Origin of the sequence: Variovorax sp. SG517 (assembly GCF_013376045.1) — a bacterium.
In the GTDB taxonomy this organism is placed as follows: Bacteria; Pseudomonadota; Gammaproteobacteria; order Burkholderiales; family Burkholderiaceae_C; genus Variovorax.
The window spans coordinates 258,725-271,189 of sequence record NZ_JABMJG010000009.1; the positions used below are offsets into that span (position 1 = coordinate 258,725).

The 12,465-nt window shown below is 68.8% G+C and carries 10 protein-coding genes; 7 read left to right on the forward strand and 3 right to left on the reverse strand.

All coding sequences use genetic code 11. From position 1 onward, the window contains the following. Positions 1 to 82 precede the first annotated feature (82 nt). The 4 genes from FHT32_RS26250 (at position 83) to FHT32_RS26265 (ending at position 5,020) form a co-directional block, all read left to right on the forward strand. Complete coding sequence (locus FHT32_RS26250; protein WP_176667513.1) at positions 83 to 1,474, forward strand: acyclic terpene utilization AtuA family protein; 1,392 nt, start codon at positions 83 to 85, stop codon at positions 1,472 to 1,474. Next, entirely contained in the window at positions 1,471 to 1,836 is a 366-nt protein-coding gene (locus tag FHT32_RS26255) for a hypothetical protein (protein WP_176667514.1), read from the forward strand. The genes FHT32_RS26250 and FHT32_RS26255 overlap by 4 nt, the downstream gene beginning before the upstream one ends. A 48-nt stretch (positions 1,837 to 1,884) precedes the next feature. After that, positions 1,885 to 2,850 carry a tripartite tricarboxylate transporter substrate binding protein gene (locus FHT32_RS26260; RefSeq protein WP_176667515.1) on the forward strand — a complete coding sequence of 322 codons (966 nt, stop codon included), beginning with the start codon at positions 1,885 to 1,887 and terminating at the stop codon, positions 2,848 to 2,850. Between the two features lie 73 nt (positions 2,851 to 2,923). Beyond that, complete coding sequence (locus FHT32_RS26265; RefSeq protein ID WP_176667516.1) at positions 2,924 to 5,020, forward strand: alpha/beta hydrolase domain-containing protein; 2,097 nt, start codon at positions 2,924 to 2,926, stop codon at positions 5,018 to 5,020. A gap of 6 nt (positions 5,021 to 5,026) precedes the next feature. Here FHT32_RS26265 and FHT32_RS26270 read toward each other — a convergent pair whose 3' ends face one another. Beyond that, positions 5,027 to 5,806 carry an NAD(P)H-dependent oxidoreductase gene (locus FHT32_RS26270; protein ID WP_176667517.1) on the reverse strand — a complete coding sequence of 260 codons (780 nt, stop codon included), beginning with the start codon at positions 5,804 to 5,806 and terminating at the stop codon, positions 5,027 to 5,029. A gap of 89 nt (positions 5,807 to 5,895) precedes the next feature. Between FHT32_RS26270 and FHT32_RS26275 the strand changes: the two genes are divergently transcribed. Continuing rightward, entirely contained in the window at positions 5,896 to 6,789 is an 894-nt protein-coding gene (locus tag FHT32_RS26275; protein ID WP_176667518.1) for a LysR family transcriptional regulator, read from the forward strand. A 28-nt stretch (positions 6,790 to 6,817) separates the two neighbouring features. On the opposite strand, the gene FHT32_RS26280 is transcribed toward FHT32_RS26275, so the two are convergent. Then, positions 6,818 to 8,731, reverse strand: a complete 1,914-nt coding sequence (locus tag FHT32_RS26280; RefSeq protein WP_371132254.1) for a sensor histidine kinase — start codon at positions 8,729 to 8,731, stop codon at positions 6,818 to 6,820. Between the two features lie 344 nt (positions 8,732 to 9,075). Here FHT32_RS26280 and FHT32_RS26285 point away from each other — a divergent pair, with 344 nt between their 5' ends. Beyond that, on the forward strand, positions 9,076 to 10,089 hold the full coding sequence (locus FHT32_RS26285) for an OmpA family protein (RefSeq protein ID WP_256099161.1): 1,014 nt from the start codon (positions 9,076 to 9,078) through the stop codon (positions 10,087 to 10,089). Positions 10,090 to 10,110: 21 nt separating this feature from the next. Here the strand turns inward: FHT32_RS26285 and FHT32_RS26290 are convergent, their stop codons facing one another. Next, a complete protein-coding gene (locus FHT32_RS26290; RefSeq protein WP_176667520.1) occupies positions 10,111 to 10,605 on the reverse strand; it encodes an Lrp/AsnC family transcriptional regulator in 495 nt (164 codons plus the stop codon). A 65-nt stretch (positions 10,606 to 10,670) separates the two neighbouring features. Here FHT32_RS26290 and ilvB point away from each other — a divergent pair, with 65 nt between their 5' ends. Then, the gene (ilvB, locus tag FHT32_RS26295) at positions 10,671 to 12,455 is read left to right on the forward strand and encodes a biosynthetic-type acetolactate synthase large subunit (RefSeq protein WP_176667521.1); all 1,785 of its coding nucleotides are present in this window, start codon (positions 10,671 to 10,673) and stop codon (positions 12,453 to 12,455) included. Positions 12,456 to 12,465 lie beyond the last annotated feature (10 nt).

Here is a 12,465-nt window from a genome sequence, read left to right on the forward strand (position 1 = left end):
TCTCTTGTTATTTGAAAAGCGGATCAATCGATCCGGATTTTCGATTTTACGGATGACCCCGTGCTGCCTACAGTGCACGCCGATGAATCCGAATGTTCCGCCCACGCTGTTGATCGGTTGCGCCGCCGGCTTCTCGGGCGATCGCACCGACGCCGCGGGGCCGGTGGTCGACACGCTGATCGCGCGCCTTGCCAGCGGCCCCGCCGGGCAGCGCGCCTTCCTGATCTTCGAGACGCTGGCCGAGCGCACGCTCGCGCTGGCGCAACTGCGCCGCCGCGACAACCCCGAGGCCGGCTACGAGCCGCTGCTCGACCCCATGCTGAGGCCCGTGCTCGCGCGCTGCCTGGCACACGGCATCCGCATCGTCAGCAACTTCGGCGCAGCGAATCCGCGCGCCGCCGCCCGGCACATCGCACGCATGGCGCGCGAACTGGGCGCGAGCGCGCCGCGCATCGCGGTGGTGGAGGGCGACGACCTGTCGGGGCCCGAGCACCGCGCGATGCTCCAGGAAGCACTGGGCGCGCAGATGGAAGGCCTGCGCGTGGTGAGCGCCAATGCCTACATCGGCGCCGAGCCCATCGCGGCGGCGCTCGATGCGGGCGCGCAGATCGTGGTGTGCGGCCGGGTGGCCGACCCGTCGCTCACGGTGGGCCCGGCCATGTCGCACTTCGGCTGGCGCGCCGACGACTGGGACCGGCTGGGCCGCGCGACCATGGCGGGCCACTTGCTCGAATGCGGCGCGCAGGTGTGCGGCGGCTATTTCGCCGACCCGGGCTACAAGGACGTGCCCGGACTGGAGTCCGTCGGTTTTCCCATCGCCGAGATCGACGCCGAAGGCCGCTGCACCATCGGCAAGGCCGACGGCACCGGCGGCCTCGTGAGCGAGGCGACGGTGAAGGAACAGCTGCTCTACGAGGTGCACGATCCGGCCGCCTACCTGACGCCCGACGTGGTCGCCGACATCTCCGAAGCCGAGGTGCAGGCACTTGACGCTGCCGACCGCGTGGCGCTTTCCGGCGTGCGCGGCCATGCGCGGCCGGATCGCTACAAGGTCAACGTGTGCCATGAAGGCGGCTGGCTGGCCGAGGGCGAGATCTCCTATGCCGGCCCGCGCGCCGAGGCGCGGGCGAGGCTCGCGGCGGAGGTGCTCAGGAAGCGCCTCGACGGCCTCTCGCTGCGCGTGGACCTGATCGGCGCGCTGAGCATCTTCGGCGACGACGCCGGCCGTGCGCTGGCGGACACGCCCGATGCCGGCCTGCGCGACGTGCGGCTGCGTGTCGCCGCCTCGCACACGGAACGCGCGCAGGCCGAGCGGCTGTCGCGCGAAGTGATGGCGCTCTACACCTGCGGCCCGGCCGGCGGCGGCGGCGTGCGCACCGCGCTCACGCCCAGGCTCAACACGCTGTCGTGCCTGCTGCCGCGCGAGGCGATACCGGTGCGCTTCGAATTGATCCCGCAGGAGGAACTGGCATGAACGGCCTGGCAGACACCGTCGAAGTGCCCCTGTACCGCGCCGCCCACGGCCGCACCGGCGATAAGGGCGACCGCTCCAACATCAGCGTCATCGCCTGGCATGCGCAGCTCTATCCCGTGCTGGTGGAACAGATCGCGCCCGAGCGCGTGGCGGCGCAGTTCCATCACCGCTCGCCCTCTCAGGTGCAGCGCTTCCTGCTGCCGAAGCTGCACGCGATGAACTTCGTGCTCGATGCGGTTCTCGACGGCGGCGTCAACGACGCGCTGAACCTCGACGCGCACGGCAAGGCGCTTTCCTTCCTGCTGCTCGACATGCCGGTGCGCGTGCCGCGCGAGCTGGTGCCGCTGCTGGCCGGGCCGTAGCCGCAACCCTTTTTTCCTTACCAAGCCATTCCATACGGAGACAAGACAATGAAACGATTCCCCCTCACCGTGCTGACCGCCGCGCTGGCCGTGGTGCCGCTGCTGGCGCAGGCGCAGGCCTTTCCCGAGAAGCCGATCACCTTCGTCGTGCCCTTCGCGGCCGGCACGGCCACCGACCAGATCGCGCGTGCGCTCGGCACCCAGATCACCGCCGAGACCAAACAGGCCGTGGTCATCGACAACAAGGCGGGCGCCAGCGGCTTCATCGCCTCGCAGAATGTGGCCAAGGCGCCGCCCGACGGCTACACGGTGCTCATCACCACCAACACCACGCACGCGGCCAACGAGCATCTGTTCAAGAAGCTGCCCTACGACCCGGTGAAGGACTTCTCGCCCGTCGCAGCACTCGGCAAGGGCGGGCAGATCATGGTGGTGAACCCAACTTTCCCCGCGAAGAGCGTGGCCGAGTTCATTGCGCTGGCGAAGAAGGAGCCGGGCAAGTACAGCTTCGGCAGCGGCAGTTCGTCGAGCCGCATGGCGGGCGAGCTGCTGCAGCAGATGGCCGACATCAAGCTGCTGCACGTGCCCTACAAGAGCAACACGCTCGCCGTGACCGACCTGCTGGGCGGGCAGATCAACATGATGATCACCGACACCGCCACCGGCCTGCCGCAGGTCAAGGCCGGCAAGCTGCGCGCGCTGGGCTTTTCCAGCTCCACGCGATCGGCGCTCGCGCCCGACGTGCCCACCATCGCCGAAGCCGGCGTGAAGGGCTACGAGATGGGCTATTGGTTCGCGGCCTACGCGCCTGCCAAGACGCCGCCGGCCGTGGTCAAGCGGCTCAACGAGCTGCTGGTGAAGGCCGCGAAGAGCGAGGCAGCGAAGACCGCCTTCTACGAGCCGACCGGCACCGAGGTGTTCACGAGCTCGCCCGAGGAACTGGCGAAGTTCCAGGCCGGCGAGTCGCAGAAATGGGGCCGCATCGTGAAGGCGGCCGGCATCGAGGCCGAGTGATCTGACGGCCCGCACGCCGTAGCGGGGATCGGCGCCGCACGCAGACAAAGACACACAACGAAGGAGACAAACCATGAAACGCTGGAGCCTCAGGGCTGCCACGGTGGCTTCGGCCGCCCTTTTTCTTCTGAGCGCCTGCGGCGGAAGCGGCGGCGGAGGAGGGGGCGGGCTGATACTGCCGCCGCCTTCCACCGGAACCCCGTCGACGCCTCCGCCTGCCGCGGCCGCCGCCCCGAAGTACAAGCTCGCGATCACCGCCACGGAAGACGTGGCCGGCACTTTCGGCAGCGTCGGCGCCTACGAGAAGATCACCGGCACATTCACCGGCGAGGTCGACCCGAAGGACGCGCGCAACGCGATCATCCAGGACCTGCAGCTCGCGCCGCTCAATGCCAACGGCAAGGTCGAATACACCTCCGACTTCGTGCTCTTCAAGCCCAAGGACATGAGCAAGGCCAGCGGCGTGCTGCGCTATGACGCGCCGAACCGCGGCAACATCGTGAACCTCGATCCGTACTTCGCCTCGCGCGGCTACGTGTTCCTCACGGCCGCGTGGCAGGGCGACGTGCCCGCCGCGGCAGGCAAGCTCACGCTGAAGGTGCCGGTCGCGAAGAACGCCGACGGCAGCAGCATCACCGGCACCTACCGCGCCGAGCTGCTGCCCACCGCCGCCACCAACGATTCGCTGCCCTTGCCCGGCGGTCCGTTCAACGCCGCGATGCAGGCCTACGCCACCGCCAGCCTCGATAACACGAAGCCCGGCTACGTGCTCACGCGCCGCATCAACGAGGGCGACGCGCGCCAGCTCATTCCCGCGAGCGACTGGAAGTTCGCGAAGTGCAGCGCCGCCACGCCGTTCCCCGGCACGCCCGATGAGACGAGCGTGTGCCTGAAGGACAAGTGGGATCCGGCCTATCTGTACGAGCTGGTCTACGTCGCGAAGGACCCGAAGGTCATGGGCCTGGGCCTCGCGGCGCTGCGCGACATGATCACCTTCTTCCATCGCGATGCCAGCGACTCGGCCGGCACGGCCAACCCGGTGGCGGCCGCGATCAGGAACACGATCGCCTCGGGCGTCTCGCAGTGCGGCAACTTCATGAAGACCTTCGTGCACCTCGGCTTCAATGAGGACCGCGCAGGTCAGAAGGTGTTCGACGGCGTGTTCGCGCAGATCGCGGCGCGGCAGACCAACATCAACATGCGCTTCGCCATTCCCGGCGGCGGCGGTGGCGTGCGCGCCGACCACACGGCCTTCGGACAGGCGGGCACGCGCGGGCTCTCGAAGGACTACGTGGACGACGTGGCGCAGCGCCGCGGCGGCATCCTGTCGCGCTGCGAGGCCAGCGGCACCTGCCCCAAGCTCTTCATCGGCTTCAGCGGCACCGAGTTCTACGTGCTGCAGGGCTCGCCGCTGCTGACCGACGCCTGGGGCACGACCGACCTCGTGCAGCCCGCCAACGCCCGCGTCTACTACTACGCGAGCACGCACCATCTGCTGGGCCTCGCGTCGCTGCCGGGCTCGAGCGCCGGCGCGCTCTACGCGACCAACGGCAATGCCGGCGTGATCCCGGTGGTGCGAGCGCTGTACCAGAACCTGGAGGACTGGGTCGTCAAGGGCACGACGCCGCCCGACAGCCAGGTGCCGAAGATCGCCGACGCCACGCTGGTGCGGCCGCAGCAGGTCAAGTTCCCGTCCATTCCTGGCGTGAGCTACACGGGCCTGGTCAACAACTACTCGCTGCTCGACTGGGGCCCGAACTACCGTCCGCAGGACGAGAGCGGCATCGCCACGCAGGTGCCGCCGGCCTATCTGGGCCGCGACTACGCGATCCTGGTGCCGCAGGTGGACGCCGACGGCAACGACGTCGCCGGCATCCGCAGCCTCGATGTGGCCGTGCCGCTGGGCACCAACACCGGCTGGAACTACACGAGCGTGCCGGGCCGCATCGACCAGGCGGGCCTCTTCGGCTCGTACTTCCCGTTCGCGAAGACGGCAGCGCTGCGCGGCGCCGATCCGCGCCCCTCGCTGCAGGAGCGCTACACCGACCAGGCCGGCTACATGGCGGCGGTGACAGCTGCCGCCAACGACCTGGTGGCGAAGCGCTTCATGCTGCGCGTGGATGCCGACGCGGCCATCGCGAACGCAGTGGCGAACCCGGTGCTGCCCTGAGCCTGCTCAGCCCGCGGCGTGCGCCGCGAAACCCGTCCTGCCCGGCGCGATGTGCTCGCGCAGGGTGAGTGCGGGAATCTCGTAGTCGCCCCCGTTCTGGCGGCGGAAGGGAATCGGCTCGGCGCTGAAGAGCGTGTCGAGCCGCTCGCCCAGCTCCTGCGTGATGCGCGCGTAGGCGGCCTCGTCGATCTTGTTTGTGCGATACACGGCGTAGGGCGGCAGCACGTCGAAGCCGGGGTAGTAGAGGATGCCGTGGTGGATCGGGAAGAGCAGGTCTTCCATCGGCCCGTTGACACCGCGCGGCGCGTAGTGCGAGGCCCAGCCGCCGGCCGTCACCATCAGCATGGCGCGCTTGCCCGCCATGACGCCTTCGCCGAAGCGGTCGCCCCAGTGCCGGTCTGAATGCTCGCCCACGCCGTAGGCGAAGCCATGAGCGTAGATGCGCTCGATCCAGCCCTTGAGGATGGCGGGCATCGAGTACCACCAGAGCGGGAACTGAAGGATCACCGCGTCGGCCCAGAGCAGCTTCTCCTGCTCGGCGGCGATGTCGGCTGTCTGCGTGCCGGCCTCGAAGGCCTGTTGGGAATCCAGGACCGGGTCGAAACGCGCGGCGGTGTCGCGCGCCGGGAAGTCGTCGGCATCGAGCGCGGGCTTCCAGCGCATGGCGTAGAGGTCGGACACGCGCACGCTGTGGCCGTTGGCCGTGAGGCGATCGAGCATGAAGCGGTGCAGCGAGCCGTTGAGCGAGGCGGGTTCGGGATGGGCAAGGACCAGTAGGACGTTCATGATTTCCTGAGGGTTCGAGTGGGGATGCCTTCAGGTTAGGTCGCCTGGCGATATATTGGAAATGAATAGTCTGAATTCCAGGAATTGACATGAACAATTTCAGCCGCCTCGACCTGAACCTGCTGGTCACGCTCGACACCCTGCTGGCCGAGCGCAACGTCACGCGAGCCGCCGAGCGGCTGAACCTGTCGCAGCCCTCGGTGAGCGTGCAACTGGCCAAGCTGCGGGAGGTCTTCGGCGATCCGCTGCTGCTGCCCGCGCAGCGCGGCATGCGGCCCACCGCGCGGGCCGACGAGCTGCGCGAGCCGCTGCACGAGGCGCTCGAAGCGCTGGGCCGCGCGGTCGCTCCGACTCGGCCCTTCGAGCCGGCCGAGGCCGGCACCACATGGCGCGTTGCCGCGGCCGACTACGCCGAGTCGGCCATCCTGCTGCCGGCGCTGGCCGGGCTGCGTGCGGCCGCGCCGAACACGCGGCTGGCGGTGGTGGAGGCCGTGCCTTCGCGCATGGCGCGGCAGCTAGAAAGCGGCGAGATCGACCTGTTCTTCCACACCAGCGTGGGCGCACCGCCGGGACTGCATGCGCGGGTGCTGTTCAATGAGCGCTATGTGCTCGTCGGCCGTGCGGGCCATCCGCGCCTGAAGCGCCGGCCCACGCTCGCGCAGTTCTGCGCGCTGGAGCATGTGGTGGTGTCTCCGGCCGGCGGCGGCTTCGCGGGGCCCACCGACGAGGTACTGGCGCAGCAGGGGTTGGCGCGCAAGGTGGTGCTGTCGGTGCCGCACTTCCTTTTCATGATGTCGGCGGTGGCGGGCACCGACATGGTCGCGATGCTGCCCGAGCGGCTGGCACGCAACGCGCCCGGGCTGAGCGTGGTGGAGGCGCCGCTGGAAGTGCCGGGCTACGAGATGGCGATGCTCTGGCACGAACGCCGGCATCGCGATCCGGCCCACAAGTGGCTGCGCGAGCAGATCGCGGCCAGCCTCTGAGGCTTGAGCCTTTGAGCCTGCACTGCGTTCAGGCCGCGCTCAGGACCTTGCCGACCCCGGCCGGCCGTTCCAGCGGAAGCCAGAGCACGAAGCGCGTGCCGGCGGCGCCGGCTTCCCAGCTCACGGTGCCGCCGATCTCCTGCGCGCGCCGCTGCTGGTTGCGCAGCCCGCGGCCGCCGCGCCGCATGGCTTGTTCCACGTCGAAGCCGCCGCCGTTGTCCTCGACCATCACGCACACGCCGTCGTTCGCCGTGGCGGTGCTCACGCAGATGGTGGTGGCCCGCGTGTGGCGCAGCACGTTGGCGACGCACTCCTGCACGATGCGCAGGATGTGCAGCGCGCCGTCCGGGTCGAGCCAGGGCAGGCTGGGCACGGGCTGCACCTCCCATTGCAGGGTGATGCCGGCGCTCTCGATGCGCGGCGCGAGGCGAAAGCGCATGGTCGCCAGCAGCAGGAGCAGGTCGGCGTCGACGCTTTCCATGGAATCGATCACCAGCCGCAGGTCTTCCATGCAGCCCTTGAGCACGCGGGAGATCTCGGCCTCGGTCATGGCGCCCCGTTCCACCGAGCGGATCGCGCTGATGAGGGACGAGCCCAGCCCGTCGTGCATGTCCTGCATGAGGCGGCGGCGCTCGGCGCTGAGCATGTGCTGGTTCTCGCTCACGCGCAGCCGCTGGTAGCTCTGCTCCAGTTCCGCCTCGCGCGCCTGCAGTCGCTGGGCCAGGCCCCTGTTCAGCCGGCCCACCTCGGCGAAGGCGTCGGTGTAGCGCTGGAACATGATGTACGAGAACACGAAGAACAGGCTGATGATGGCGTAGGGCGACATGTAGACGCTCTCCGGGCTCACGAGGTTGTTCTGCAGCAGTCCGTCGCAGGAGGTGAGCGCGAGCGCGAACACCGTCCAGCCCGCCACCAGCCGTCCTTCGCTCTGCTGGTTGCGCAGCGACTTGCGCAGGTTCACCGTGAAGATCAGCACCGCCATGGGCAGTACCGCCAGGTTGAGCAGCGGCGTGAACAGGTAGAGGTTGACGATCTTCGTCGACAGCTGCGGCAGCGTCGTGATGTTGCAGGCCAGCACCAGTCCGATCGAGATGCGCGTCAGCCAGACCGAGGGCTGCTGGTGCAGGCGCTGCAGGAACAGGTGGATGAGGATGATCAGCCAGAGCAGGCTGGAGACGGTCATCCACTCGAACCAGTCGTCCGAGATCGGGATGAAGCTGCCGCCCGCGTAGTAGTGCAGCGTGCGCAGGAAAGCCATCGCCGAGATGGCGAAGAACAGCAGGTAGAGCAGTTCGCGCCGCCTGCCCAGCCACACCGCGAAGGCGAATGCGCCGACCGCCAGGAAGGCGGCGCTGCCCATGAAGGGCAGCTGCACCTGCAGCAGCTGGCGGATCTGGTAGCGCCAGCTCAGCGAGGCCTCGCTGCCGACCCAGACGGTGGAAAAGCCGCTGCCGCTGTTGCGCAGGCGGTCGACGCGGATCAGCACGGTCTTCGGCGGCGGCGCGCCGGCCGTCGGGTTCAGCGGCAGCAGCAGCGGATGGTTGTAGCCGTTGTGGATCGGGCTGCCGTGCGACTGGTAGAGCAGGGCGCCGTCGCCGTACACCGCGATGTGGCCCAGCGTCTTCCAGCGCGGGAGATAGAGCAACTGGGGCTCGCGCACGGAAGCCCTGCCGGAAAGGTCGATGCGGTACCAGTCGGTGACGGTGCGTGTGCCGCTGCCTTCGTCGGGCACCAGCTCGCGTCCGACCGTGTGCGGGAGGTTGACGTTTCTCCAGCCTTTGGGAGGCAGTGCCGCCTCCTGCACGTCGCGCGGAGGAGCGGTATAGCCGTTGCCCGGCACGGAAAGCAGCTCGACCCGCGTGATGTGGACGGCCTCGCCGCTCTGCGGCGACTGCGCCGTCGCCGGCTCGGCGGCGTGCGCGCAAGACAGGAGCACCGGCACGGCGGCCAGCAAAAGCTTTGCGATCCACCTGCCGATTCGCCAACAGCTCTTGCTGCCCAGCCTCATAGATCGCTTTGCCTTGGAAGTCGCTTCTTTGTGGTTTGCACCGGCCTGAAGCCGCTGCGTTACGGCTCCGTGCCGTGGAGCCCGGATCCCGCCCTCGCGAGACGGGCGCGATTATGTTCCCCCTCGAATACGCCTGCGATTACGACCGTTAACACGCCGACGACCCGGCGGGGCGGCGGCATAGGCCGTCCGTCGAATGCACAGCGGCGGCGGCGTTCCCTAGCATGGAAAGGACGCCGCATTCCGCTCCCGCTTCCATTCCTCTTCCAGGCCCGCCGATGAAACAGTCCGCCTTCATGGTTCTCGTTGCCCGCCTGGTGGCAGGCGCGCTGCTCTCGACGGCTGCCGGCTCCTTCGCCGCAGAGCCGGCCAAGGACAACCCGCTGGTCGGGCGCTACGAGGGCTCGGTGCTCGACGGCTACAAGGCGGCCGCCTACGACGAAGTGGGCCTGATCAAGGAGCCGTTTCAGAACTGGGGTGGCGGCAAGCCCGACCTGCTCAAGGTCGAGGGCAAGGTCACGCTCTATCTATACAGGCTGCCCAAGGAGCGCTCGCTGCTGGAGGTGCAGCGCAACTACGAGTCCAGCCTGAAGGCCAAGGGTTTCGAGGTGCTGTTCAGCTGCGGCACCGCCAATGGCTCGTGCTACAAGCCGCGCGACGGCAGCGTGGATACCACCACGCCCTACGACTTCGCGCTGGCCTTCGACGCCCCCGAGTGGCCGCGCCTGGGCAGCCGGGGCGACTACGCGCGCAACTATTTCGCCGTGAGCGGACGCTACCTGCTTGCCAGGAAGACTGGGCCGGGCGGCACCGTCTACGCCAGCATCGCCCTGGCCGAGCACAACGCCGAGGTCGGCAACCACGCCTTCGTGCGGGTGGTGGAGAGCAAGGCGATGGAGGAGAACAAGATCGTGTTCCTCGACGCCACGGCCATGCAGAAGAGCCTGGCGGAGACGGGGCGCGTCAATCTCTACGGCATCCTGTTCGACCTCGACAAGGACGTGATCCGCCCCGAGTCGCAGCCCACGCTCGACGAGATGACCAAGCTGATGCGCAACAACCCGCCCCTGAAGCTGTCGGTGGTGGGCCACACCGATGCGCAGGGCGAGGCGAAGCACAACGACGATCTTTCGAAGCGCCGCGCGCTGGCGGTGATCTCGGTGCTGGTGAAGGCGGGCGTGGACCCGCGGCGCTTCACGACCCGCGGCGCGGGCGCCTCCGAGCCCGTGGCGCCGAACGACAGCGAGGCGGGGCGGGCGAAGAACCGCCGGGTGGAGCTGATCCGCCTCTGAGCCCGGCCACGGCGGCGTGCCTCAGATGACGGGCACGCTCGCTTCCTTCAGCACCCGCAGCACGAAATGCGACTTGCTGTGGCGGATGCCCGGGATCTTGTAGAGCTTCTCGCGCAGCAGCCGCTCGTAGTCGCGCGTGTCGCGCACGGCAATGCGGATGTAGTAGTCGTAGTCGCCCGAGACCAGATAGGCCTCCTGGATTTCCGGGATGGTGGCGAGCGTGCGGCCGAAGTCGTAGAGCGTCTCGTCGGTGTGGCTCTCCAGAGTGACCTGCACGATCACCGAGTCGTGGTAGCCGAGCTTGGCCGGGTCGACGTCTACCGTATAGCGCTTGATGACCCCGGTGGCCTCCAGTTTCTTGATGCGCGTCCAGCAGCTGGTGGGCGAAAGGCCGACCTCGTTGCCGATCTCCTGCAGCGTCTTGCGCGAGTCGAGCAGGAGCACCCGCAGAATCGCCAGGTCGGTCTTGTCGAAAGATCCTTCGCTGTCGCCGGGTGTTTGCCGATTGGTTTTCATGAATCGAGCTTAAAGAGCCAAAAGAAAGATGCATATTCTGCGCCCGAAACGGAAGAATTGACGGCATGCGACTGCTCGACCTACCCCCCACGTCCTCCCCGTCCCTCCACCCCGATACCAAGCCGGTTCGCATCCGCAACGGCGCCGAGGCCCTGCTCGACACCCTGGTCGAGTGCGGCGTGGACACCATCTTCGGCTACCCCGGCGGGGCGGCGCTGCCGCTGTACGACGCGCTGCACGGCGAACCCCGGCTGCGCCACGTGCTGGTGCGCCACGAGCAGGCGGCCGTGCACGCGGCCGAGGGCTATGCGCGCAGCACCGGCCGCGTGGGCGTGGTGCTGGTCACCTCGGGGCCGGGCGTGGGCAACACCATCACCGGGCTGTTGGACGCGATGAGCGATTCGGTGCCGGTGCTGTGCATCAGCGGGCAGGTCGCCACCGCCGTCATCGGTACGCAGGCGTTCCAGGAAAGCGACGCGCTGGGCATGTCGCGCCCGGTGACGAAGTGGAACCGCCAGGTCCGCGCCGCCGACGACGTGCCCGCGCTGGTGCGCCGCGCGCTGGAGATCGCATCGACCGGCCGACCCGGCCCGGTGCTGCTCGACGTGCCGAAGGACATCCAGCTGCAGCGCCTGGGCCGCGCCCCAGAGTCCGCGCCGCTGCGCCCCCTGCGCACCAGCCGCACCGCGCTGCCGCCCAAGGCCATGGTGCAGCGCGCCGCGGATCTGCTTTCCACCGCGCGCCGGCCCGTCATCTACGGCGGCGGCGGGCTGGTCAACTCGGGGCCGGCCGCCTGCGAGGCCTTCACGAAGCTGGTCAACCTGATGCATGCGCCGTGCACGCTCACGCTGATGGGGCTGGGCGCCTTTGCGGCATCGGACCCGAAGTTCATCGGCATGCTGGGCATGCACGGCACGCTGGAGGCCAACCTTGCGATGCATGAGGCCGACCTGGTCGTCTGCATCGGCGCGCGCTTCGACGACCGCGTGACCGGCAAGCTCGACGAGTTCTGCCCGCACGCCCGCAAGATCCACATCGACATCGACCCCGGCAGCATCAACAAGGTGGTGCGCGTGGACGTGCCGATGGTGGGCGACTGCGCCGCGATCCTCGAGAGCCTGCTCGCGCTGCTGCCCGCCGAGGGCTTCGCGCCCGAGCGCCTTGCGCCGTGGTGGGAGCGCATCGAGCGCTGGCGCGCCGTCGACTGCCTGGCCTTCGAGCCCAAGGCCGGGTCGATCCTGCCGCAGCAGCTGATGTCTTCTTTGCAGCGCGCCATTGCCGGGCGCGACGCCATCGTGTCGACCGACGTGGGCCAGCACCAGATGTGGGCCGCGCAGTACCTGCGCTTCGACAGCCCGCGCCGCTGGCTCACCTCCGGCGGCGCCGGCACCATGGGCTACGGGCTGCCCGCCGCCATCGGCGCGCAGATCGGCCACCCCGGCGCGCTCACGGTGTGCGTGAGCGGCGATGCCTCGGTGCTGATGAACATCCAGGAGCTCTCCACTGCCGTGCAGCACCGCGTGCCGGTGAAGCTGGTGCTGAGCAACAACGGCTACATGGGCATGGTGCGCCAGTGGCAGGAGCTGAACCACGGCAACCGCCTGAGCCACAGCTGGAACGAGGCGCTGCCCGACTTCGTGGCGCTCGCCAAGGCCTTCGGCTGGGGCGCGCGACGGGTCTGCGACCCGGCGGACCTCGAGGACGCGCTGGCCGAGTGCCTCGCGAGCGAGGGGCCGTTCTTCCTCGACGTGCAGGTCGAGGCGCAGGAGAACTGCTTTCCGATGATGCCCTCGGGCCACGGCCACCACCGGGTGATGCTGGCGAAGGACCGGTGGTACGAGGAGGGTTGAAGGCAGAGAA

Coding starts and splice junctions, on each gene's coding strand:
- FHT32_RS26250 (WP_176667513.1), top strand. CDS start 83: ATGAATCCGAATGTTCCGCCCACGCTGTTGATCGGTTGCGCCGCCGGC.
- FHT32_RS26255 (WP_176667514.1), top strand. CDS start 1,471: ATGAACGGCCTGGCAGACACCGTCGAAGTGCCCCTGTACCGCGCCGCC.
- FHT32_RS26260 (WP_176667515.1), top strand. CDS start 1,885: ATGAAACGATTCCCCCTCACCGTGCTGACCGCCGCGCTGGCCGTGGTG.
- FHT32_RS26265 (WP_176667516.1), top strand. CDS start 2,924: ATGAAACGCTGGAGCCTCAGGGCTGCCACGGTGGCTTCGGCCGCCCTT.
- FHT32_RS26270 (WP_176667517.1), bottom strand. CDS start 5,806: ATGAACGTCCTACTGGTCCTTGCCCATCCCGAACCCGCCTCGCTCAAC.
- FHT32_RS26275 (WP_176667518.1), top strand. CDS start 5,896: ATGAACAATTTCAGCCGCCTCGACCTGAACCTGCTGGTCACGCTCGAC.
- FHT32_RS26285 (WP_256099161.1), top strand. CDS start 9,076: ATGAAACAGTCCGCCTTCATGGTTCTCGTTGCCCGCCTGGTGGCAGGC.
- FHT32_RS26290 (WP_176667520.1), bottom strand. CDS start 10,605: ATGAAAACCAATCGGCAAACACCCGGCGACAGCGAAGGATCTTTCGAC.
- ilvB (WP_176667521.1), top strand. CDS start 10,671: ATGCGACTGCTCGACCTACCCCCCACGTCCTCCCCGTCCCTCCACCCC.